This is a genomic window from Pseudomonas saxonica (assembly GCF_007858365.1).
In the GTDB taxonomy this organism is placed as follows: Bacteria; Pseudomonadota; Gammaproteobacteria; order Pseudomonadales; family Pseudomonadaceae; genus Aquipseudomonas; species Aquipseudomonas saxonica.
Genome location: NZ_VFIO01000003.1, coordinates 377,777 through 400,827 on the forward strand (window position 1 = coordinate 377,777; position 23,051 = coordinate 400,827).

General features: G+C 56.4%; 16 protein-coding genes. 7 read left to right on the forward strand and 9 right to left on the reverse strand.

Features of this window, described 5'->3' with window-relative positions; all coding sequences use genetic code 11:
- Positions 1 to 28 precede the first annotated feature (28 nt).
- Positions 29 to 6,457 (reverse strand): NEL-type E3 ubiquitin ligase domain-containing protein, encoded by a 6,429-nt coding sequence (locus FJD38_RS11455; protein ID WP_146385380.1) that lies wholly within the window; start codon positions 6,455 to 6,457, stop codon positions 29 to 31.
- 152 nt (positions 6,458 to 6,609) lie between these two features.
- On the opposite strand from FJD38_RS11455, the gene FJD38_RS11460 reads away from it, so the two are divergent.
- Positions 6,610 to 7,599, forward strand: coding sequence for a 2-hydroxyacid dehydrogenase (locus FJD38_RS11460; protein ID WP_146385381.1), 990 nt, complete (start codon positions 6,610 to 6,612; stop codon positions 7,597 to 7,599).
- Between the two features lie 44 nt (positions 7,600 to 7,643).
- On the opposite strand, the gene FJD38_RS11465 is transcribed toward FJD38_RS11460, so the two are convergent.
- Complete coding sequence (locus FJD38_RS11465) at positions 7,644 to 8,540, reverse strand: DMT family transporter (RefSeq protein ID WP_146385383.1); 897 nt, start codon at positions 8,538 to 8,540, stop codon at positions 7,644 to 7,646.
- Positions 8,541 to 8,658: 118 nt separating this feature from the next.
- Here FJD38_RS11465 and FJD38_RS11470 point away from each other — a divergent pair, with 118 nt between their 5' ends.
- Positions 8,659 to 9,534: a helix-turn-helix domain-containing protein gene (locus tag FJD38_RS11470; protein WP_146385385.1), complete on the forward strand. Its 876-nt coding sequence runs from the start codon at positions 8,659 to 8,661 to the stop codon at positions 9,532 to 9,534.
- 8 nt (positions 9,535 to 9,542) lie between these two features.
- Here FJD38_RS11470 and FJD38_RS11475 read toward each other — a convergent pair whose 3' ends face one another.
- The 3 genes from FJD38_RS11475 to FJD38_RS11485 form a co-directional block, all read right to left on the reverse strand.
- Positions 9,543 to 11,963 carry a TonB-dependent siderophore receptor gene (locus FJD38_RS11475; RefSeq protein WP_425281168.1) on the reverse strand — a complete coding sequence of 807 codons (2,421 nt, stop codon included), beginning with the start codon at positions 11,961 to 11,963 and terminating at the stop codon, positions 9,543 to 9,545.
- 126 nt (positions 11,964 to 12,089) lie between these two features.
- Positions 12,090 to 13,079, reverse strand: a complete 990-nt coding sequence (locus FJD38_RS11480; RefSeq protein WP_146385389.1) for a FecR family protein — start codon at positions 13,077 to 13,079, stop codon at positions 12,090 to 12,092.
- A complete protein-coding gene (locus FJD38_RS11485) occupies positions 13,076 to 13,630 on the reverse strand; it encodes an RNA polymerase sigma factor (protein WP_122786448.1) in 555 nt (184 codons plus the stop codon). The genes FJD38_RS11480 and FJD38_RS11485 overlap by 4 nt, the downstream gene beginning before the upstream one ends.
- A gap of 184 nt (positions 13,631 to 13,814) precedes the next feature.
- Between FJD38_RS11485 and FJD38_RS11490 the strand changes: the two genes are divergently transcribed.
- The 4 genes from FJD38_RS11490 to FJD38_RS11505 all read left to right on the forward strand — a co-directional run bounded on the left by FJD38_RS11490 (position 13,815) and on the right by FJD38_RS11505 (position 18,469).
- Positions 13,815 to 14,303, forward strand: a complete 489-nt coding sequence (locus FJD38_RS11490; RefSeq protein WP_122786447.1) for a sigma-70 family RNA polymerase sigma factor — start codon at positions 13,815 to 13,817, stop codon at positions 14,301 to 14,303.
- Entirely contained in the window at positions 14,300 to 15,265 is a 966-nt protein-coding gene (locus tag FJD38_RS11495) for a FecR domain-containing protein (RefSeq protein ID WP_122786446.1), read from the forward strand. Before FJD38_RS11490 ends, FJD38_RS11495 begins: the two co-directional genes overlap by 4 nt.
- Before the next feature lie 233 nt (positions 15,266 to 15,498).
- The gene (fecA, locus tag FJD38_RS11500) at positions 15,499 to 17,838 is read left to right on the forward strand and encodes a TonB-dependent Fe(3+) dicitrate receptor FecA (RefSeq protein WP_146385391.1); all 2,340 of its coding nucleotides are present in this window, start codon (positions 15,499 to 15,501) and stop codon (positions 17,836 to 17,838) included.
- A 202-nt stretch (positions 17,839 to 18,040) separates the two neighbouring features.
- Positions 18,041 to 18,469: an HPF/RaiA family ribosome-associated protein gene (locus tag FJD38_RS11505; RefSeq protein WP_146385393.1), complete on the forward strand. Its 429-nt coding sequence runs from the start codon at positions 18,041 to 18,043 to the stop codon at positions 18,467 to 18,469.
- Between the two features lie 77 nt (positions 18,470 to 18,546).
- On the opposite strand, the gene FJD38_RS11510 is transcribed toward FJD38_RS11505, so the two are convergent.
- Positions 18,547 to 19,047: a phosphate-starvation-inducible protein PsiE gene (locus FJD38_RS11510; RefSeq protein ID WP_146385394.1), complete on the reverse strand. Its 501-nt coding sequence runs from the start codon at positions 19,045 to 19,047 to the stop codon at positions 18,547 to 18,549.
- A gap of 427 nt (positions 19,048 to 19,474) precedes the next feature.
- Here FJD38_RS11510 and FJD38_RS11515 point away from each other — a divergent pair, with 427 nt between their 5' ends.
- The gene (locus FJD38_RS11515; protein WP_019410845.1) at positions 19,475 to 19,732 is read left to right on the forward strand and encodes a YebG family protein; all 258 of its coding nucleotides are present in this window, start codon (positions 19,475 to 19,477) and stop codon (positions 19,730 to 19,732) included.
- An 82-nt stretch (positions 19,733 to 19,814) separates the two neighbouring features.
- Here the strand turns inward: FJD38_RS11515 and FJD38_RS11520 are convergent, their stop codons facing one another.
- From FJD38_RS11520 to fahA, 3 genes are all read right to left on the reverse strand, one after another.
- Positions 19,815 to 20,846 carry a Leu/Phe/Val dehydrogenase gene (locus FJD38_RS11520; protein WP_122786442.1) on the reverse strand — a complete coding sequence of 344 codons (1,032 nt, stop codon included), beginning with the start codon at positions 20,844 to 20,846 and terminating at the stop codon, positions 19,815 to 19,817.
- 249 nt (positions 20,847 to 21,095) lie between these two features.
- Entirely contained in the window at positions 21,096 to 21,734 is a 639-nt protein-coding gene (gene maiA / locus FJD38_RS11525) for a maleylacetoacetate isomerase (protein ID WP_146385396.1), read from the reverse strand.
- A gap of 11 nt (positions 21,735 to 21,745) precedes the next feature.
- A complete protein-coding gene (gene fahA / locus FJD38_RS11530) occupies positions 21,746 to 23,050 on the reverse strand; it encodes a fumarylacetoacetase (protein ID WP_146385398.1) in 1,305 nt (434 codons plus the stop codon).
- Position 23,051: the final 1 nt, after the last annotated feature.

Genomic DNA, 23,051 nt, shown 5'->3' on the forward strand with positions numbered 1-23,051 from the left:
GGCGCCTGGATCACACAGGCGCCTGCCTTCAATTGCTGCTCAGCCTGGCCAATGCGGCAAGGGTCAGTGTGTTCTGTAACGTCTGAATTTTTTTGTCGTAGCGTTCAACGTCGTAGACATCGCTGCCGTCAACGACTTGATGGTTCTCGCTATACACCGCATCAAATTGATCCGCGTAACGCCCCCTCAGAAACTCATCCCAAAATGGATCGCGAGTCATGTGGTCCAACATCAACTCACCATTGTCCATGGCCAAAATGGCAACCTTGGCTCGCTCAATCTCATCAGGCTCCACGTGGCCAAGCGCTGGAAACATCATTTTTTTGGGTTGAGCGGGCAGCGCCAGCGCATCAGCCAGTGCCAGTCTGTAAGTGAGCCCAATTTCGAGTACATCCACTGCGCCCCCTCGCTTGCGGCCCTCTTCGACAGCAATGTTATCCAAGACTTTTAAACGAAATTGCCCCCTGATAAGGCGCGCCAGACTCAATTCAGCGCGATCAGGATCATCGTCCGCCAGGGCTCTGGACACCTGTACCTGAATTTCCAACTGGCTAAAGCGCACGGCGATCGAATCGCAGCACAACGTAGGCTTTGAAGCCTGAGCGAACACCAAGCTGCGTACACGTTCATCCTCAGCGATCGCTTCAAGTGTTTGTTGAACACGGCTTACCAAATCTTGAGGGGCATTGCCGAAATCAGCTGTTGTTTGCAGTGCTTCGATCAACTTGAAAAAGCGTTCGGCACGGGGGTCCTGACGAAGCATTTGGCATTGTTTAAACATGGCCTGCCTCTCATCCGGCTCAAGTCCTTCGAGCCACACCCCATCGTTAAACGCCTGCAACGGTGGATGATTGGCCTCAAGATGCAGCCCAAAATCAATACCGGTGCGCATCTGATAAACCTGCAGTTGCTGGATGCCGGCAGGCGCCAGTTCGTTACCCGCAAGGGACGTGCCTCTGTTGAGGGTGAGCGAGCCATTCAAGACCTCTTGCGGCACCGTGAGGATGTTGTTATCGCTTAAATCCAAGTGGCTCAGGTTGTTCAATTGCATAACGCCCAACGGCCAGATAATGGCTTGTGTACGGGACAGGTTTAACTCTCGCAGCTCGGTGAGCGTCGTGACATTGAATCGCCCCGTCAACAGACAACCACTTAGATTCAAGGACTGTAAATGAACCAGCCCAGCCACCTTGGCTTGATCCTCTTGAGATAGACGCAGCCCATTATTTGAAAGTGAAAGCTCCTTGAGATTTGACAGTGCACCTATGGCCTCTGGAAAGCGCGCGAGCCTGCTGTCATCTATTTTCAAGGACGTCAAAGACACAAAGCTGCGTATGAACTGATTGATATTGGATTCGACTCCAAACGCCATGCCAGCGCCGACTCTTAGTCCCGTCATGTGCAATTCACGGATATGAGAAAAGTCGGCACTCAGTACGGGCAAGGTACTGACACGCCAATTTTGAAGCACCAACTTATAGCCCAGTACTGCTCCTCTGGAATCCGTGACCGCAGGTATTTCTTTGCGCCACGCCTTAGTCAGAGCCAAGCTCAAATCATGCTTGTGGTATTGCGCCCCCACATCGAAGGTGTCGACGTCTGGCCTTTGCTCAACCCACGTATTGAGTTGGTGCACGAGCGTGCGGGCTTCACCTTCAAGCCGGGCAAGCTCCTGGTCAATATTGAGCCCACTCGTTCGCATGCGTAGGATGGCTCGCGTTGATTCCCCATTAACACTGGCGGGGTATATCTTTTCATAGCGTTGGCGCAACTCACTGTCTGCAAAAAATTGATCCGTTGCAGAACCGCGACCGCTTAGTGAGTAACCAATACGACCGTCTGCCAATCGTTTGGGGGGCGAAAACCAGGGCCGGTTCACGACGACGCCCAACACGCCAAAATAGGCGTCTCGGCTTTCGACGGCTCTTAACGTCAACTGTTCCTTGAGCAAAGCCTCGCCGCCAGGGTAATTGAACTTCAACACGCTCCGCTGGCGTTCTGAAAGTGTGGCCCACAAGAGGGTGAAAATATCGCGCCCCTGAGCAGTGCCACCGTTGGCGCGTGGCGAGATAGCTTTCCAGCCCGTCGCTGTTTTCAACAAGCTCAATTGGACTGGAGCCTTTTCGCCCCCCAGCCGACAGATCAACGCACCGGAAAGACTGTTTTCACGCACTTCAATGCACATTTCCTCAGGCCAATCCGGTTGTTGCCCAAGACTGTGAAACAGCAATTTCACACTGTCGTTGTTTTGCAGCGCCGGAAAATAAAAACCCTCCAGTGCCCGGTTCATTCGTATGTGGCGTACATACCAGCGCGCCTCCTCGGCCAACCTTAAAGGAATACGCCCCTCGGCCAATTGGTCCGTTTCAAGCTGATTGGCTGCGTTAATCAAATCTTCTGCGATATAAGTCGGAAGGCTTGGAAATACCCGTCTAATTAAACTCAACGCAGGGGTGGCCATGTGCTCAGAGACCTGAAGCATCAGATCAAATAAAGCAGGGGTCATGACATTATTGGCGTGGCTCAAATGATGAAAGAGCACATGCGCATAGTTCAAATGCTCCGCACGATGAGTCAGCATTTCAGCCAGGGTGTCGCCGGGCGCAACTACACGACGCAACGCGTGAAGTTGAGTGGTGGTTAAAGGCGCGGTGATTCGGGAGCGATCAGGCTCATCAAATGACAGCATCAGTTCGCTCACAACCCCCAGGTCACTGTCGGTTGTGCATTTTAAAAGGAAGTTTTCAAGCCGCTGAACATGCGCGAAACGGCGCATGGTATCGATCAAGAGGGGCGGCGGTGGTTCTTGGTTGACATGCACCCTTCTTATGATGTCCTCGGTGATGCCACTGACGTTCATGATGGCGTCGATTTGCTCGCTGTTAAACCGGCCCTCGGCTTGGCCCAACCGTCTGAACAATTGATGACCTTGCCATTCTAGAGGCCTTTCATATTCATGCCTCCAAGCGCCAGCCCCATTGCCATAGACCAAAACAGGCACACTTGAAAACAGGGTGGGATGCACAATCCTGTTAGTGAACGAGCGATCAAAAGACTCGACTTCATACACGTGCCCTTCCAATACGAGGCAAGGGGTCGCCTCGATGTTGTAAATACCCGCGGTATTTCTAAACTCTTCCCCGGTCCACGTTAATGTCGGATGTGCATAGCTTTCTATCTGGGGGTTGGCCATGGCGAATCGGCCATCAGGCGCCCGATACTGCACGAGTTCGTCCCCCACTATTTTTCTCCAGTCAGAGGCACGGTACTCAAGTAAACGGGACAGGCTGCCAGCTCGCGGCAAAGCCTGTAGTTCTAGCCGGAGGGCGTTAAAGAAGCTATCTGCGCCACGGTCAGGGAGTGAAGATGCCTGTTTGTTATAAGCGCTATAAACCCCATGTCCGTGATCCAGCAAGAGCACCTGTTGACTGGAATATTGATAGACCGCCAGGGTGCCCTCTGTGTTGTGTTCCACTGAATGGATCACTAAATCAAGACCCCACTCGCGCTTGATGAGGGCCGTCATCATTGCCCGAAACCACCCATCGGCATCGGCATTGAAGGCACGGGGAAAATAGATAGCATCCAGTAAACGCTCACGACGCACCCATGTTTTGACACGGTGTATGGCGTCGTACAAGTCTTCGGGTATCAAACGAGAATATGGGCTCGAGCGGGATGCGGCAGAATTGATCAGCAGGTGTTGATAGTGCTGCAACTGTGGATAGTCACTCACTAACTGGGCACAACGTGCCTGTGACAATTCGGGATGGAATGTGCGCAATGAACTGACCAGCGCTGAAGAAGGGATGAGCGGGTTAAGTTGCAGCGGATAATAAACGCGCTCCAGCAGGCCCTGCACAGCAGGGTCTTGACGGACTCGATCGCTGCTCAGCGTCAGGCTATTGAATACGCTCTGCTTATTGAGCCGCAGCCGCAGCAACAGCATCTGGGCCAGTAACGTTTCATCCAGTGATTCAAGGCGCCTGTCTGGAGGGGGCAGCGGCAACACGTCTACGATTTGCGACAAAATTGACCCAGGAAAAGGCTCGAACAGTACAGTGGCGTTCAGTACCAGCTCACCATCGTCCAGGCGCTTGAGGTCTATCGAGCGAGCCAGCCCTTCCAGACTCATGCCTTTGCCATAGACCTCACTCAGTCTTCCCCGCTCATCGAACACCTTCAATGCCATGTCTGCTGGCCAGTGCTCTATTTGGGTCAACAGTGCCAATACAGGGCGGTCTAGCTCTACAAGGGTTTGCGGGTGCTGGGCTAACCCCTCAATCATGCGTTCAATTCGCTTGTCGGCCATATAGCGCGTGACCGCGTCAATCAATGCCCCCTCTGGTACGTCGCCAGACCAGACCCGCTCCAAACTTCGACGGCTCACAGCACTGATGTTGAGTATTGGCCGGGCTTCAACTTCGGTTAAACCAGGGAGCATTCGGCAGAGCAGTTGCTGATCGTTCAGGGTGGGACTGTCATCAACACTTAAATGCCAATGACGCGTTACCGGATCAAACTCAACTGGCGGTTGATAAACAGTGGCATCGGCGTGCATGAGGAAGCGTTTACCGCCTTCTTCACGAGCATGAACTTCGACAACATACTGGCGGCCATCTTTATCCAGCACGACATAGTCGCGGTTTTCAAAGCGATAGATCCCGTGGGCATCCCCCTCAAGCTTCTCTATTAATTGTGGGGCAGCCAGTACATAGCCAGCCAGGTCTGTGTGCCAAAACTCGGCTTGGCCACTGGGGCGAATAATCTTTCGCGGGTTTCCAATGCGATTCAGCGCCTTCATATGCCGGGCAAGGGCGATTTTGCCCAACTGAGTATGCAGCGGCACACTGAGCACCATGTCCAGCACATCAGTGAGGGTTTGCAGTATCTCGGTACTGTCATCCTGAGCAGCCTGCTCCAGACCCCGGATCAAACCTTGGGCCGTCACGCCAAGAAATAAATAGCGAACCGTACGGGTTAAACCTTTGAGTGCTCCCGGAACGGGCGTTAATAGAACGCCCAGGGTTTCTTCGAAAAAAGTCAGCAGTGCATTCGTCAGCTCCTCCAGATCCACATCCGATTTTTCGACAGCCAGCTGCCCCAGACGATTGGAATAGAGACCTGATTGATGCTCATACAAATCGCTCGCCAGAGATCGTCCGATCGTCCATGTTCGAAAGCCCAGTTCTTTAAGCGGTTGGCGTTTATTGACCATTTGTACAACATCATAGAGCCACTCAGCTGCCGGAGTCAGATTGGCCGGGCGGGTAGGAACACGGGTGATTTGAGTGATTTTACGCAGTGCCAACGGTGTTAACTGACGATCAAACCATGACAACTCTTTGCGGGTCTGAGCACTGAGATACTGCGCTTTAAACTCATCCTGCAATTGACGCTCTGACGTTTGAAAACGTAATTCGCCCCCTGGGCGCCCCGGAAAAAAACTGTAAAGTGCCCCGCTCTCCACGTCCTCTATTTGATACAACGGCATATTGATATGGTGCGCCGTACTTTCTCGGTCGGGCGAATGAGGCCTTGCCATTGAAAACCCCGACTGCGGGTTAAACCCACTGCCTGATAGCAATTCAAGGGGGGTGAATTCCATGGTCATAATGACTTTTTTTATTTTCAAGGCTGACCGAGCCTGGTCTAACTCCCTGGAAAGTTTAATCAGCTTTTCTTTTATCGCGGGGGTGTGACTCGACGTTCTATACAGCTCCATCACACTGAAGCGCAGGTGCGATTTAATACTGTGGCGCATGCATGTCTTGAGCGCACCCTCCTCGGATAAAGCGGTGACCAGATCATTCTTTAACCGCGCCCCAAGATTTAACGAACGGGCGATATCAACGAACGCGGTGACGTCTATCAAGGTAGTGCGATCAATACTTTCAGGGGTTCGGCTCTGCCGGAAATTCCCACCGGGCCGGTTATTGATGAAACTTGCACTGACCTGGCTACCGCTGCGAAAGCTTGCGAAATAAGCGAGAAATCCAAAGTTCATGCAGGCTGCCTGCCACAGGGTCATGCTCGCCACATGCACACCGGGAGCATTTTCGTCTCTTATCGCTTGAGGGTCGGGCAATGTTTCCAGACCGGGCTCTGATGGCGTCTCTCGTGTGGCTCGCGTGTTCGGAATGTGTAGGTACAGGGCATGAAAATATGTTTTTTCAGGGTCAATCACTTTGCCCGTCACTGCCAGCAAGCGCGATTTAAGGCGTTCGAGCCCCTCGGTATAAAACCTATCTTTTATTCTTTTATCTTCCTTCTCAACTGCCAGAAAAGCGCTGGCATATTGATGTTGGAGCCTGAGGTAGTTGTTTTTTTCGGACTGAGTGAGTGTGCCCATCCGGGCATAAATCTGCGTGCGAACATGATTGATCACTTCAAGAGCCGCCTGTTGCGGTTCTGATAGCAAAGATGATTCTGAAGATACTGCAGTGAGGGTGGTCATGGTCGATGCTCATGATTTAAATAATCATGAGCCTAAAGGGCGTTACACCTGAAATAAGTCAAACAACTACCACCCTACACACCAGACGCTGCAAAACGCGGCAAGGAATGTTAGCGTGCTTACATTCCCGACAGCCGATGAGTCTTGTTCACATGAGTCTTTCCAGCACCAAGAAAACCGTACTTGCCTTCAGCCGCGTCACCCCCGAGATGGTCGAGCGTCTGCAACAGGATTTCAACGTCATCGTGCCAGACCCCAAACGCGGCGACCTCAACGCGCAGTTTGAGGAAGCATTGCCACATGCCCACGGTTTGATCGGTGTCGGTCGCAAGCTGGGCCGCCAACAACTGGAAAATGCCAAACAGCTTGAAGTGGTGTCCAGTGTGTCGGTGGGCTACGACAACTATGATGTCGACTACTTCAACGAACGCGGGATCATGCTCACCAATACCCCGGACGTGCTGACCGAAAGCACAGCCGATCTGGGCTTTACGCTGATCATGAGCACGGCCCGCCGGGTCGCCGAACTCGACGCCTGGACCAAGGCCGGTCAGTGGCAGGCCAGTGTGCCGCCCGCGTTGTTCGGCAGCGATGTGCATGGCAAGACATTGGGCATTGTCGGCATGGGCAATATCGGGGCCGCCGTGGCACGCCGGGGCCGTCTGGGCTTCAATATGCCGATTCTGTACAGCGGCAACAGCCGCAAGACCGAGCTTGAGCATGAGCTGGGCGCACAGTTCCGAACGCTGGATCAGTTGCTGGCCGAGTCGGACTTTGTGTGTCTGGTCGTGCCGTTAAGCGAGAAAACCAAGCACCTGATCAGCCACCGCGAACTGGGCCTGATGAAGAAAAGTGCCATTCTGGTGAATATTTCCCGTGGCCCGGTGGTGGATGAGGCCGCGTTGATTCACGCCTTGCAAACCAACACGATCCGGGGCGCCGGGCTGGATGTTTATGAAAAAGAGCCACTGTCCGAGTCGCCCTTGTTTCAACTGAAAAATGCCGTGACGTTGCCGCATATTGGCTCGGCCACCCATGAAACCCGCGAGGCAATGGCCAACCGCGCGCTGGGCAACCTGCGCAGTGCGCTGATGGGTGAACGCCCGCAGGATCTGGTCAACCCGCAGGTATTCAAAGGCTGACAACCACGCCGGGGCGGGCAATGCTCGCTCCGGCGCAGGTGAGGTCAAGCCAGCTTGGCGCTCATCAATACAGGTTTGGGCTTACGAAACACCAGCACATTGCCCAACATGACCAGTATCAGCCCCATCAGTGCAGGTGCCGTCCACTGATAACCTTCAGCAAAGGCCGATACGTTCAGCGCCACCAACGGGAACAATACGGTGCAATACGCAGCCCGCTCCGGCCCCATGCGACCCACTAGCGTGAGGTAGGCGGTAAAGCCAATCACCGATCCCGGGATCACCAGATACAGCAATGAGCCTATGTAGCGCGCATTCCATTCCATCGTGAACGGGATACCGCTCAGCGCGCAGTACAGCGCCAGCATGCTTGCGCCATACAACATGCCCCATGCATTGGTGGTCAGGGGTCTGAGGCCGGCCTTTTGCTGCAGGCTGGACAGCATGTTGCCAGCTGAAAAACACATCGTGCCGAGCAATGCCAACCCCAACCCCAGCAGCGTTTGCGGGGTGGCGGTGTGTGCGCTCAGTTCCGGCCAGAACAGGAAGCCCAGTCCCAGCAAGCCCAGCGCACCGCCCAGCAGCACGTTGCGGGCGATCTTTTGTTTGAAGAAGATCCGTGCGTTCAAGGCATTCCACAGGGTGGCCGTGGAAAACACCACGGCAATCAGGCCGGTGGTGACCCATTGGCTGGCAGTCAGAAAACACATGAAGTTGACGCAAAACAGGCACAACCCTTGTGCGAGACAAATCAAGTGCCCGCGTTTGTTCATCACCTGCAATTTTCGGCTCAGCAACAGCAGGGCAAACAACACCAGTGCAGCCAGTCCAAAGCGGTAGACGATCGATACGGGAATGGCCACTTCGCCCAATTGCAGCTTGAGCGCCAGCCAGGTGGTGCCCCAAATCAACACAGTCAATAAGTACAAAGATAGGTTCATGGCACGCTCCTGAAGATGACCTTCAGTGTGCGTCCTGATGCGCACCTGCATTTGCAGATTCTTGCGCTTTTGTAGCGCCGGGGCTGGCAGTCGTGAGGCGAGGGAGTACGATGGCCACATGCCCGTTTTCGATACCCTGCAAGTCTTTCAATCCATGAGCCGCTCGCCCAATGCTCGCCTTGAGCACAGTGCCGAGCTCGGTGACGGAATGGCTGCGGCCTTATGGACCAACCATCACGACGCCCGCGATTATGAGGCGCCGAGTCATCACACTTTGTCTTGCTACATATCGGGTGGCACCGGTACGTTTCGCCGCGACCAGCCAAGTGCCAAGGGCGCGCCGGGCAAGCTCTGCGTGTTGCCTGCCGAGCATCAATCGGCGTGGGTCATCAATGGCGAGATTCGCTTGGCCCATGTCTATGTCAGCCAGGAGCAGTTCGCGCTGGGGTGCATCAGCCTGCTGGATAAAGAGCCGCGTACCCTGCAACTGCGTGAGTTTACGTTTCTGGATGATGCGCGCCAGACTCAGCGGTTTCATCAACTGCTGACGTTGAACTGGAGTGAACCGGGCGAGCGATTGCTCACCAGCAGCCTGGCCAGCGCCCTGCTCGATCATGCCCTGCTGACTCAGGTGGGGATGCGCAACGGGCTGCAACTCAAGGGTGGGCTGGCCGCCTGGCAACGCCGCCAGCTGGTGGAGCGCATTGAACATTCCTTGGCCGAGCCACTGAGCATTGGTCAACTGGCCGACCAGTGCGCGCTGTCGCCCTATCACTTTGCGCGCATGTTTCGAGAAAGCTTCGGTGTGCCGCCGCATCAATACCTGTTAACGCGTCGACTGGCCCGGGCCCGCGAACTGCTGCGCAACAGCACCTTGGGTTTGGGAGACATCGCCTTGGCGTGCGGTTTTGCCAACGCCAGCCATTTTGCCAATCGCTTCAGGCAGAGCCTGGGCGCCACGCCGAGCGAGTTCCGCGCGGCGTTCAAGCCATAAACCTGACTCTAAAACTCCAACGTGGTGGAAATGGACACCTGCCTTGCATCGCCCATGGAGACAAACATGCGGCTGGCCGCCGAGGTGTAATACACGCGGTTGAAGAGGTTCTTGACGTTGAGCTGCACGTTGACTTTTTGCCCTTCAACATGGGTGTCGTAGGTGGCAAACGCATCCGCCACGGTGTAGGCCGGCAGTTCGAAGTCATTCAGCGCATCACCCGCGCGCTCACCCACATAACGCGCCCCGCCGCCCACGCGCAATTTGTCGCCACCCACCACATTGCCGAAGTCATACACCGCCGACAACGAGCCGCTGTTTTTCGCCACGTTCTGCAACCGCATGCCTTGATAGGTCGCGTCTTTGGTCACTTCGGCATCGGTGTAGGCATAGCTGCCGATCAGGCTCCACTGATCGCTCAACTGACCGCTGACATCCAGCTCCAGCCCCCGCGAACGCACCTGTCCGGCGGTTGAGTAGACGGTATCTTCACCCACCGTAGTCGACACCAGCACGTTGCGTTTTTTAATGTCGTAAAGGGCCACGGTGCCGGTGATGCGCCCAGGAATATCCAGCTTGGCGCCCAGCTCCCAGGACTTGGATTGCTCCGGGGCAATGGCCGAATCCAGCACCAGGCCACCGGTCAACGGGGCGATGGTGGAGTTGGGTTTGAACGACTCGGTGTAGCTGCCATAGAACGACAGCTCATCGGTGTAGCGGTACACCAGGCCGGCTCGCGGTATCCACTTCACACCGTTGGTGTCGGTGTTGGCCTTGAACGGAATACCTTTGCCCGCCAGTTGGTCGTACTTCTGAAAGCGTGCACCCGCCACCAGAATCCATTGATCGGTCAGATGGATTGAATCCTGGGCAAACAGTGAGTCGCTGCGCAGCAGATCGGTCTGATTGCTGTCACTGGCGCTCACCGTGGTGCCGGCCACTTCATTGCCGTACACCGGGTTCAGGTAGCTGAAGTTGGACGCGCTGTTTTGTCGAATCAATTCGGCGCGGTAGATTTTGCGGTACTCATCATCCACCCCAAACACCAGGTCATGCTGCATGCCGGCCGCTTGCACCTTGCCTTGCAGGCTGACGGTGGCGAAACGGTCTGTGGTGATGGCGCCTTGAGTGCCGTCCATTTTCCGGGTCAGGGTGCCCGTCGTCGGGTTGACCGCCGTGACTCGCACTTGACTGGCATCGTAGGTTTCGCGGTTCCAGCTGTAACCAAGGTGGGCGTTCCAATCATCGTTAAGGTCGTGATCGACTTCAAGGCGGTACAGATCAGAACGTCCTTCCATGTTGTTGAACGGTTCATCGAGTCGGCGTGTGGCCGGAATATCCAGCGGGTGATTGGTGGCCGGGTTGATCGCCGTACCGCGATCGAAAGGGGTCAGAAATTCGCGGTGCTCGTACGCCAGCAGCACGTGTGTGTTATCGCCAAACCAGGCCAGCGACGGGGCGATCAAGGTTTCGCGGTGCAGACCGAAATTGCGCCAGTAATCTTCATCTTCGTGGTCGATGATCATCCGGTAAGCCAGCCCCGAATCGCCCAAGGGGCCGGTGCTGTCCAGGCTGCCGCCGCTGCCGTTTTTGCCCGAGCCGTAAGTTGAGCCACGCACGGTCAGCGCGTTGTACTGCTCAAGTTGCGGTTTTTTACTGACCACGTTCACTACGCCCCCCGGATCTTGAATACCGTAGAGCAGCGAGGCTGGCCCTTTGAGCACCTCAACGCGCTCGGTGGCGGCATTCAATGCCCGCCCCTGCACCAGCGGCATGCCATCGCGCATGATCGAACCGTCACGGTTGTCGCCGAAACCGCGCTTCATCACCGAGTCCTGTGTGCCGCCCAATGTGTTGCCTTGGGTGATGCCACTGATATTGTTCAGCGCATCATCCAAGTTACGTGGCGCTTGATCGCGAATCACCTGTGCCGCGACCACGTTGATGGTCTGCGGGACTTCCATGGACGAACCGCTGCCACGCATCACCGATGACACGGCGGGGGGCTGGTAACTGGTGTCGATGGAGGTTTGCGAGGTGATGCTGGTAGCACCCAGGTTCAGCGCACCGACTGTGGGCAAGGGTTCGAGGGCAAAGGTATTGGCGTCCGTGCGCCGGGCATTGAAGCCTGACAGCGCAAGCAACTGCTGCAAGGCTTTGTCAGCCGTCATGCGGCCCTTAACCGACGGAGCTTGCAGGCCAAGGGGCGCTTGATCGGTGTAGACCACGCTGAGCCCCGTCAGACGACTGAAATCGTTCAAGGCCTGCGGCAAGGGTTGGGCTGCCAGATTGAAATCAAACAGTGCACTGGTTTGATGCTGCGGCGCCTCACTGGCCATTGCCACGTACAGCGGGTTCAACGCCAACCCGGCCATCACGAGTGCCGAAGCTCCCAACCACTGCTTCACCGAACTTGCCCTGTACTTCATGCTCATGACCTGTGTGCGACCTGATACGGAATACGAATTTTTCGCATTTTCAAGCACTACACGAATGAGCCTGGGGTTTACCTCACTTACGCAGTGAAAATAAATTTTTACCCTCACGGGTTCACATCAACGCAACACTATCAGCCCGAACACTCGATGCTGCTCAAACCCGAGCACACCTTGTAACGAATTGAGCACCGCCTGAGGGTCATGGCTGGGGAAACTGCCGCTGATTCGCCGCGTACCTAACTGACTGTTCAGCAGCACAATATTCCCTGAGTAATAGCGCTTGAGATCCGCCACAACCTCCGCCAGCGGCGTATTGGCATAGGTCAACCAGCCCGTGCGCCAGGCCAGACGGCTCTGGCTGTCGACTCGATGCACCGCATCGCTTACAACACCCGCGTCATAAGCAACTTGTTGATCGCCGGTGACTATCTGCTGCGTCGCGGTTTTATCGGCCTTTACCCCCACCCGCCCGGACAGCACCGTCACTTGCGCGCCCTCAGGCTGCAAACGCACTTCAAACTCGGTGCCCAACACTCGCGCTTCACCGCCGTGAGCCTCCACGACAAAAGGTGCACCGGTGTGGGTGACATGAAAATACGCCGCACCGCGGCGCAGCTCTACATGGCGTTCACCGCCGCTAAAGTTAACGGCAATGGCGCTGTCGGCATCCAGCGTGACCTGCGATTGATCGGCCAGTTGCACAGTTTGCACGTGCCCCGGCGCACTGACGTAATCCGCGCCCAGATCATCGACCCAACGCCCGGGCTGCCAGCCCGCCAGCACGCCCACCATCAGCAACACGCTGGCCGCGATCGCCAACCCACCCGACCAAGACCTGCGCCTGTTGCGCCGGGTCACGTCCATTGCAGACAGGTAACGCTGCAACACCCATGCCTCTTCATCCGCCAGCGTCGTGCCAGCCACTTCGCTCAACTCCCACACCACCTGCGCCTGCGCGTACGCTTGGGCATGGGCCGGGTCGGCTTGAAGCCAGCGACTGAAGGTGGCTTGATCACCGCTGCCGGGCTGATCATGCAGCACACTGAGCCAGGCAAGCGCCGTGCGCTCCTGCTCCGGGGTGACAGGGATACTCGAACGATTGGTCACAACACTTTCCCTGCACTGGGCTCACGCAAACTGGCCTTGCAGGCCTCCAGGGCGCGCATCATATGTTTTTCGACGGCGCTTTGGGACACGCCCATGACGTTGGCGATGTCGGCATAGGTGCGACCGTGAATGCGGTTAAGCAAAAAAATATGTCGCGTGCGCTCAGGCAAACCGCGCAAGGCGGCCTCGACCTGGCGCAAATCATTGCCCGCCTCCAGGGCGGCTTGAGGTTCGCTGCCGTGGGCATCCGGTTCACATTGCCAGTGCTGATCCAGCCGCCCGCGCACACCTTCGTTGCGCAGGTGATCAATCGCGATGTTGCCAGCACTGCGCAGTAAATAGGTGCTGAGTTCTTCAACCTGCACCAGCGGCCTGCGCCAAAAACGCAGAAACAAATCCTGCACCAGATCCGCCGCCGTGGCCCGGCAGCCGACACGGCGACTGACCAGCGCTTCCATCTGCAAACGTTGAGACAAAAACACCTGCAAAAAATACGCTCGCCCGTGGCGCGCTTCGCGGTCGGGGCCATCCTTGAGTTCGGGAGGATTCATGAACGTCGCAGTACAGGTCGAAAGGGAAAGCGATACTAATGATAAATATTCTCATATGCAAAAGCAGATGACGGCCTGCGTGCCCGTGTTTGATCAGCGGTGATTGCCCAATACAATCCCCCGACCCTACAATGCGAACAATTCTTGTTCTCTAAAGCGTTATCCGCGCGCCATGGAGTGGTCGTTGTCGCCGTCAAATACCGTCGAAGTCCTGTATATGGACCACCACAACTGGCTCACCGGTTGGCTACGGCGCAAGCTCGGCTGCCCGCACAGTGCTGCCGATCTGGCTCAGGACACCTTCATGCGACTGCTGAGCGCTCGCGAAACACCCAGCATTGCCGAGCCCCGGGCATTTTTGACCGTGGTTGCCAAGCGCGTACTGTCCAACCATTACCGCCGTCAGGACCTGGAGCGCGCTTATCTGCAAGCACTGGCCGACATGCCCGAACAGCTCGCGCCCTCTGAAGAAGAACGGGCCATCATTCTGCAAACCCTGATGGAGCTGGACCAATTGCTCGACGGCCTGCCCACCCCCGTTAAGCGCGCTTTCTTACTGGCTCAGGTCGATGGTTTGAGTTACGCCGCCATCGGCGCGCAACTCGGCATTTCGATTGCCACTGTAAAGCGCCATTTGAATAAAGCCGCCCTGCGCTGCTACTTCGCCCTGTGAACGGCGCGTTCAATAGCCCGGGCGATATTTCTTCGGGCGTCGCCGAACAGGCCGTGAGTTGGCTGGTGGAAATGCAAGAGGGTCCGCTTGACCCGCACCGCCAGCACGCTTGGGAACACTGGTTGCAGGCCCACAGTGAGCACCAACGTGCGTGGGAGCATATTCAGCGGATCAACCAGCGCTTGCGCGGCTTATCCTCTCCCCTCGCCCACGCGGCCCTGAATGCACCGCAAAGCCACAACCGACGTCAAGCGCTGAAATTATTGCTGTTGTTGGGGGCTGGTTCAGCTTTGACCTACAGCTTGCGCGATCAATTGCCCATCACGCCCCTGCTGGCGGACTTCAGCAGCCCGGTCGGCCAGCGGCGCACGCTGCACCTGCACGACGGCAGCCAGATTCAGCTCAACACTGCCAGTTCCGTGGATGTGCGTTTTGATGGGCAACAACGCGTGATTCGCTTGCTCGAAGGCGAGATGCAACTCACCGCAGCCCAAGATGTACGCCCTTTCCACGTGTTGACCGCCCACGGCAGCGTGCAGCCACAGGTGGCACGCCTGAACGTGCGTCAGTTTGCAGAGCGCACAGAGCTGTCGATCTTTGAGGGCCAGGTTGCCCTTGCGCCAACGGCCCACTCGGGCAGCCCGCTGCTTGTGTCAGCCCATCAGCAAGTCAGTTTTAACCGTCAGGCATGGAGTACCCCGCGTCCGCTGGACGCCGGCAGTGGGGCCTGGGCTGACGGCATGCTGGTGGCCGCGCACATGCGTCTGGGGGATTTTCTGACTGAGCTGGGACGCTATCGCCGTGGCCAGTTGAACTGCGACCCCAAGGTGGCTGACCTGCTCATTTCCGGCACCTACCCGGTAGATGACAGCGAGCGGGTACTCGACTTGCTAACGGTCAGCTTGCCCGTGCGGGTCAAACGCTTCACACGGTACTGGGTAACAGTTGAAGCAAAAGCCTGAGTGAATGCGCTGCACATCCCCGTAGCAGCTGCCGAAGGCTGCGTTCGGTTGCGCAGCAATCGTAAACCTGAGCGTGCGGTCTTCTGGTTTTACGACGGCTTCGCCGCCGGACGCAGCCTTCGGCAGCTGCTACGGGTTACGGAACTTATTGTTTAAAAAACATGAGCTGTTTTCAAATCTGGCGTGACAGAGAAGGTAAGCCCCTTCAATTTTGACCTTCTCAGGATGTTTTCATGCCCGCCCAGCCTTTTCGTCTCACGTCTTTGGCCCGCTTGTTGTTAGGCGCCAGCTTGAGCTTCAGCGCCCTGCCGATGGCATTTGCCGAATCCGCAAAGAACTATCACATTGCCCCGTCTACCCTGGAAAACGCGTTGAACCAGTTCGGTCGCGAAGCGGGCGTGATGATCTCATTCAGCTCCGAAGTTGCCAGCGGTATTCAGAGCAAGGGCCTCAATGGCGACTACAGCCCTGAGCTGGGCTTGCAGACGCTGCTTGAAGGCACCGGCCTGCAAGCCCGCGCCGAAGGGCAAGGCGCATTCAGCCTGCAACCCGTGCCTGAGCAGAGCGCCCCGCAAAGCGTTGAATTGGGCGCCTCGACCGTTGTCGGCGACTGGTTGGGCGATGCCGAGCAAACCAATGTTTTCGAGCACGCCGGCGCGCGTGACGTGATCCGCCGCGAGGAGTTTGAGCGTCAGGGCGCGACATCCGCCCGTGAAGTGCTCAACCGTATCCCAGGTGTCAACGCGCCGGAAAACAACGGCACCGGCAGCCATGACATGGCGATGAACTTCGGCATTCGCGGGCTGAACCCGCGCCTTGCCACCCGTTCGACAGTGCTGATGGACGGCATTCCCGTACCCTTCGCTCCTTACGGCCAACCGCAACTGTCCTTCGCCCCCATCAGCATGGGCAATATGGACGCGGTAGACGTCGTACGCGGCGGCGGCGCGGTACGTTATGGGCCGCAAAACGTCGGCGGCATCGTCAACTTTGTGACCCGAGCGATTCCCGACGAACCGACTGTCAAAGCCGGCTTCCAAACGGAGACCAGTCCCTCGTCGACCCAAGACGGCTTCAAAAAAACCGCCAACCTGCTGGCGGGGGGAACGGCCGACAATGGGCTCGGGGGTGCGTTGCTGTATTCCGGCGTGCGCGGCGGCGACTGGCGTGAACACAGCGACACGCGCATTGATGACCTGATTCTCAAAGGCAACTACCAGCTCGACGAAGCCAATAGCTTTAATGCGATGGCCCAGTATTACGATGGCGAAGCTGACATGCCCGGCGGCCTGAGCACTGCGGCCTTCAAGGCAGACCCGTATCAGTCCACACGCCCGAACGACAAATTCTGGGGCCGTCGCACACTGGTTAACTTCGGCTATCGCTACCAGCAGGACCGCCGCGAATTCACGGTCAACAGCTTCTTCACCAAGACCCTGCGCAGCGGTTATCTGGATCAGGGCACCTTCCTGTCGCTGTCACCGCGCGAGTACTGGGTACGCGGCATTGAAACACGCTTGGCCCAAGGCTTTGACCTGGGCAATAGCCAACATGAAGTGGGTATGGGCTATCGCTACATCAACGAAGCCGGTCACGAGTTGCGCTACCGCACACCGATAGCCGCCAACGAACTGCCAACCACCAACAGCCGCAATGACCGTGACACCCGTGGCGCCACTGAAGCCCACGCGTTCTTTATCGACGACAAAATCGACATCGGAAAATGGACGTTCACGCCCGGCATTCGCTATGAAATGATCCAGCAACAGCAAACCAACCTGCTGACCAACGTGAAGTACAAGGGCGATTACAACACCCCGCTGCCAGCCCTGAACGTGATGTACCACGTCACGGACTCCTGGAATATTTACGCCAACACTGAAGGCTCATTCGGCAGCGTGCAGTACAGCCAGATGCCCAACCGTGTCACCGGCGGTGAAGTAAAACCGGAAAAAGCACGCACTTGGGAAATCGGCACACGCTACGACAATGGCAACCTGAGAGCGGAAATCGGCGCATTTCTGATCAACTTCAATAATCAATATGACAGCAACCAGACAACCGACACGGTGATCGCGCGAGGCAAAACCCGCCATCAAGGCATCGAGGCCAGCGTCAACTACGCGCTCGACGACGTCAGCCCGATACTGTCCGGTTTTGATGTGTACGCCAGCTACGCCTACGTTGACGCAACTATCCGCGAAGATGGCCCCAACAAGGGCAATCGTGTGCCGTTCTCCTCGAAAAACAAGGGCACCTTGGGCGTTGGTTACACCCAGGGCCCATGGAAGGCCAACCTGGACAGCAACTTCCAGAGCAATCAGTTCGCCGATAACGCCAACACCCGCGCAGAAAGTGCTGACGGCAGCACGGGTCTGATCCCTGGCTACATGATTTTCAACAGTCGCGTCGCCTACGATTTCGGCCCAAAACTGGCTGACCTGAATGTGGCCTTCGGGGTTAAAAACATCCTCAACCACGAGTACTACACCCGCTCGTTTGACGACAACAACAAAGGCAAATACGTGGGTGAGCCACGAACCTTATACGTCCAGACCTCTGTTGCATTTTGATATGAATCGGCAAAGGCCCGGCCACGCGGGTCTTGGCCTGCATCAAAGACTGACGCGGGTCACAACCCGCATGACTTCCTGAAAATAGTGCTTGAAATATTTGCCCATCGGCCCAAACACTGTAATTGAGCGATGACGATGAACCTTTGACTACTCGAGGCCGTCAGACCTCACACGAGCACGCTTATATAAGGGAAGAACTATGCTTACTCACGTCTTTTCCGATAAACACATCGACAGTGACAAACGCACCCAAGACTGGGTCACCGCGACTGTTGAAGTAACGCTCGAACGCCATTTGGAATTTTTGACTCGGGTCGAAGTTCATCTCAGCGATGAAAATGGTGGCAAGTCTGGTCCTAAGGACAAACGCTGCAAAATGGAGGCCCGGCCTAAAGGGCATCAGCCTGTACTGGTCTCCCACGATGCTGACTCGCTGACCGAAGCGGTGCACGGTGCCGCGACCAAACTGGAACACAAGCTGGAACACCTGTTCGGCAAACTGCGCGGCAAACACACGCCAAAACTTCCCGCTGAAGGGTTCGAAGAGAAAGAACCCAAACAATCCGCTGACGACTTGCTCGAAGAAGAGTTTTTAGAGAAAGAAAAAGAACTCGATAAAATCAGTTGATTCATCGCTCAGGACGCATAAAAAAGGGCGGGCCTACTTCGGTAGGCCCGCCCTTTTTACTTGCCTGAAGCGAGCCCCTACAGCTCGCCCTTCTCCACTTCCGGATGCTCACTGGAACCTGCACCGGTTTTACGCCGCGGGTTTTCGATCTTTACCGACGGGAATTGCGAAGACGCATAGCGCACCACCAGAATGGCGATCGCCAGCAACAGGATTGCCCCGGTCAAATACACCACGCCCATGTCCGGCGGATTATGGTGAGACACGTTGGAAATCAACAAGCGGGTCAAGGCCGTGATTGCCACATAAATAAGGAAGCGCACAGGCATGTGATTGGTCTTGAAATAAATCCCGACCATGGCGCCCAGCTCAAGGTAGATAAAGAGCAGCAAAATATCGTCGATCGAAATATTGCCCTTCTCGACCATCTGCAAAAATTCCATCACCGCGGCCCAGGCGGTCACCGCACCAATGGCGAACAACGCCAGATAGTGGAAGGTTTCAACGAACAAATTGCCCATCGATTCCGCCAGCTCGTGTACCTGGCGACGTAGCTTTTCAGCTTTGTTTATTCTCACGATGCAGCTCCTTGAATCGACTCAAACGGATCATCCGCGATGCACATGACACTTTCTGCATGCAGAAAAAAGGCCAGCCATCGCCAATGAGATGATGGACGGCGGTGATTCGGCACGTCAGTCGCCATTGCACGCATCAATTGCAGCTAGATTAAAAAGGCACTATTCAAAATCAAAGGATTGGCTTATCCTTTTAGCTGTATATAAATACAGTAATCATTAGGGTCTGTACGAAATGTTTTCGAGCGAAGGTTAGGCAGGCGAAAACAGGCGAGGAACGGCCGGGGTCGCGCACGACTCTACGGGGTGTAAATGAGCATTCCGATCGGACTCGCACACGAGCCTGTTTTCAACGCCGCATAACCGACCGCACATACATTCCGTACAGATCCTGGATAAATTATCGTGAAGGCATACGAGGTGGTAAATGGCCGTCGAAGTGGTATACCGCAGCAGCCGAGATCTGGAGCGCTTGTTCATGGATAAAGCCGAAGCTGACCGTCATGACAAAATGCTGGAGTTGGCCGAACTGCTGGCCGAAGTGTTGCAAAAAGCTGTGCCGTCGTTGAGCGAACAGCAAGTAGAAGAAGCCGGTATTTACATGGCGAAGAATCGCGATGTTTTTGCCAAGGCATTTAAAAGCCAGCCGGACGCCCTGTCCGAGTTGCTGGTCGATAGCGAATAACCGCACCACGGATTCGCTCGCTGCCCCTACCCTGAAAGACGGTCTTTCAGGTTGGGCACATCCTTTAGCTTTTCCTGAGCCGCTAGTGAATATCTTTGCCGTAAAGCAGGCGTTGCGCCAGTTCGTCTGACACCCTGGCCGGCGAACGTTTTTCAGCTTGAGCGTGGGCGTATATACCCGTCAGCCGTTCGCTGATGCGCAACAACTGTTGATTGATTGCCTCAGGGGCAGCGCCCTGATAGGTCAGAGCCATATAAATCAACCCGCCTGAATTAATCACATAGTCGGGGGCATACAAAATTCCCCGCCGCTCCAGTTGATCGGCTACTTGCAGATTGGTCAGCTGGTTATTGGCACAACCGGCCACTGCCGAACACCGCAATTGAGCAACGCTGTGCCAGTTGAGCACCCCACCCAAACCACAGGGTGCCAAAATATCGCAGGGTGTACTGAGCAAGGCTTCGCACGCGATGGGGTGTGCCCCAAACTGCTCCATGGCCATACGCACTTTTGCGGGATCAATGTCGCACACCAGCAGCTCCGCCCCTGCCATGTGCAGTTGCTCCGCAAGGGCAAAACCAACTTTGCCCAACCCCTGAATGGCCACACGCAAACCTTCAAGGTTGTCGCTGCCCAAGCGCGAAGAGGCTGTGCTTCGAATACCGGCAAATACCCCCATGGCCGTATGCGTAGAGGGATCACCCGCCGCCGTGGTGCTGGCAACATGCCGGGTATGCTGGGCGATGCAGTCCATGTCCACGGTGGACGTGCCGCTGTCGATGGCTGTGATGTAGCGGCCATCAAGCTGCTCAACGCAACGCCCAAACGCTTCAAACAATGCGGCACGGCTTTCGACATGAGGCGCACGCATGATCACGGCCTTGGCTCCTCCCACCGCCAGACCGGCGAGCGCCGCTTTATAGCTCATGTCCTGAGCCAGGCGAATGGCATCGCTGACCGCGCTTTCATCATTGGGATACGCCAAATACCGGCACCCTCCCAACGCTGGCCCCAAGCGGGTGCTATGAATAGCGATCACGGCTTTGAGCCCCGTAACGGGATCAACACTAAGGTGCAGCGACTCAACATGAGCGCTTTGCATGAGAGCAAACATTCACAAGCCCTCGAACGATTTCAGGTAATCGGCAGTATAGGCGGCAGGTAAAACTTCGCCGAAGTACGCAGGAATATCTGCGCACCCTTTTCCGATTTTCGGACATAACCCCGTAGCAGCTGCCGAAGGCTGCGTCTGGGCGCGAAGCGGCCATAAATGCCAAGCTTAGGGTTTGACTGAAGCACCGCACCCTCCGGTGTTACGACTGCTGTGCAGCCGAACGCAGCCTTCGGCAGCTGCTACGCAGTTTTAAACCGGTGTATCGGGCTGTTGCGAGGGATGGGCCTTGAAAAAGGCCGGATGGTGCTGTGCCAGAGCCACCACCCGCGCAATGCGCGGGCAGGCGTGCAACGAAACCTTGAACCGTTGCGCGGCGTATACCTGTGGAATCAAGTACACATCGGCCAATCCGGGCTCAGGACCAAAACAGTAACCGCTGTCGCCAATCATGTGTTCAATGGCCGCCAGCCCTTGGCTGATCCAGAGGCTGATCCACTGCATCACCTGCTCTTCATCCTGCCCCGACTGACGCAGTTGATTAAGCACACTGACGTTGTGCAGCGGATGAATGTCGCACGCCACCAATGCCGCCACCGCCCGCTCATGAGCGCGGGTGATCAAGTCTGCGGACAGCAACGGTACCTGAGGGTAACGCTCTTCAAGGTATTCAATGATCGCCGGCGACTGGCTCAAAAGGCTGCCTTCATCGGTGCGCAATGTCGGTACGCGGCCTTGTGGGTTGATTGCCAGGTACTCAGGCTGGTGATGCTCGCCCCCTCCCGAAGCAATCAGATTGACCGGTATCGATTGATAATCCAGACCTTTAAGCGCCAGCGCGATGCGTACCCGGTAAGACGACGTGGAGCGGTAGTAAGTAAAGAGCTGCATGACTCTCTCCCTTAGCGCGCGGCCACGACCTTGCCACGGCACTCGCCAAACCCGATGGAGGCGAAACCTTCACGGGCGCAACGTGCGCGCAGGATGATTTCGTCGCCATCTTCCAGAAACCGGCGAATCTCGCCACCCGGCAGCTCGATCGGGTGCTTACCACCCTCGGTGATTTCCAGCAGGCTGCCCAGTTGCGAACGCTGAGGCCCCGACAATGTGCCTGAGCCGAACAGATCACCCGCCTGCAACTGGCAACCGTTGACACTGTGATGCGCCACCAACTGCGCAGCGGTCCAGTACATGTTCAGGCTGTTGCTCAACCCCAGACGATGGGCTGGCAGGTTACGCTCACGCATCGACTCGGTCAGCAACAGCACCTCCAGTTCGATGTCCAGCGCGCCACTGGCCTGATCATGAGCATCCAGCAAGTAGGCAAGCGGTTGCGGGTCGCCTTCAGGACGAGCCGGTTGTGCACGGCGGAACGGCTCCAGCGCTTCGGCTGTGACCACCCACGGCGAAATGCTGGTGATAAAACTCTTGGACAGGAACGGCCCCAGCGGCTGGTATTCCCACGCTTGAATATCACGCGCCGACCAGTCATTGAGCAGGCAGAAACCGGCAATGTGCTCGCCCGCCTCACTCACAGGGATCGCGCTGCCCATGTCATTGCCCTGGCCCACCCAGATGCCCAGTTCCAGCTCGTAATCCAGCCGGGCGCACGGGCCAAAGCTCGGCTCTGTCTGCCCGGCAGGCAAGGTTTGACCTTTTGGACGCCGCACCTCGACACCGGACGGGCGAATGGTCGAAGCACGGCCGTGGTAGCCAATCGGTACGTATTTGTAGTTAGGCAGCAGCGGATTATCGGGACGGAACAATTTGCCGACATTTTTGGCGTGCTCGATACCGACATAAAAATCGGTGTAATCGCCAATTTTGGCCGGCAGGTGCATTTCACACTCGCAGGCTAAAGGCAGCAGGCGCGCACCTTGAGCTTCAATCTTGCCGCGCAGGGTGCTGCCTTCGCTGAGCAGTTCCTGCAATCGCTGGCGCAATGCGACTCGGGCGCTGCGGCCCAATGCAAAGAAAGCATTCAGCGTGCCACCCAGCGAAGCTTCAACAGCTGCTTTGGCCTCACCTTCAAACAAACCCGCAGCCAGTGCAGCTTCCAGATCAAAGATATGCTCGCCAATGGCGACACCGCTACGGGGTGCAGAGCCCTTGTGACTGAACACGCCCAGCGGCAAATTTTGCAGTGTGAAATCACTGTGTCCGTTGGCAGACGTCACCCAACTGCGGGCAAATGAGGACTGGGTCATG

Bases quoted from the DNA above. Each gene is read 5' to 3' on its own strand.
- FJD38_RS11455 (WP_146385380.1), bottom strand. From the start codon at position 6,457: ATGACCACCCTCACTGCAGTATCTTCAGAATCATCTTTGCTATCAGAA.
- FJD38_RS11460 (WP_146385381.1), top strand. From the start codon at position 6,610: ATGAGTCTTTCCAGCACCAAGAAAACCGTACTTGCCTTCAGCCGCGTC.
- FJD38_RS11475 (WP_425281168.1), bottom strand. From the start codon at position 11,963: ATGAAGTACAGGGCAAGTTCGGTGAAGCAGTGGTTGGGAGCTTCGGCA.
- fahA (WP_146385398.1), bottom strand. From the start codon at position 23,050: ATGACCCAGTCCTCATTTGCCCGCAGTTGGGTGACGTCTGCCAACGGA.
- FJD38_RS11520 (WP_122786442.1), bottom strand. From the start codon at position 20,846: ATGTTTGCTCTCATGCAAAGCGCTCATGTTGAGTCGCTGCACCTTAGT.
- FJD38_RS11485 (WP_122786448.1), bottom strand. From the start codon at position 13,630: ATGAATCCTCCCGAACTCAAGGATGGCCCCGACCGCGAAGCGCGCCAC.
- FJD38_RS11505 (WP_146385393.1), top strand. From the start codon at position 18,041: ATGCTTACTCACGTCTTTTCCGATAAACACATCGACAGTGACAAACGC.
- FJD38_RS11465 (WP_146385383.1), bottom strand. From the start codon at position 8,540: ATGAACCTATCTTTGTACTTATTGACTGTGTTGATTTGGGGCACCACC.
- maiA (WP_146385396.1), bottom strand. From the start codon at position 21,734: ATGCAGCTCTTTACTTACTACCGCTCCACGTCGTCTTACCGGGTACGC.
- FJD38_RS11470 (WP_146385385.1), top strand. From the start codon at position 8,659: ATGCCCGTTTTCGATACCCTGCAAGTCTTTCAATCCATGAGCCGCTCG.
- FJD38_RS11515 (WP_019410845.1), top strand. From the start codon at position 19,475: ATGGCCGTCGAAGTGGTATACCGCAGCAGCCGAGATCTGGAGCGCTTG.
- fecA (WP_146385391.1), top strand. From the start codon at position 15,499: ATGCCCGCCCAGCCTTTTCGTCTCACGTCTTTGGCCCGCTTGTTGTTA.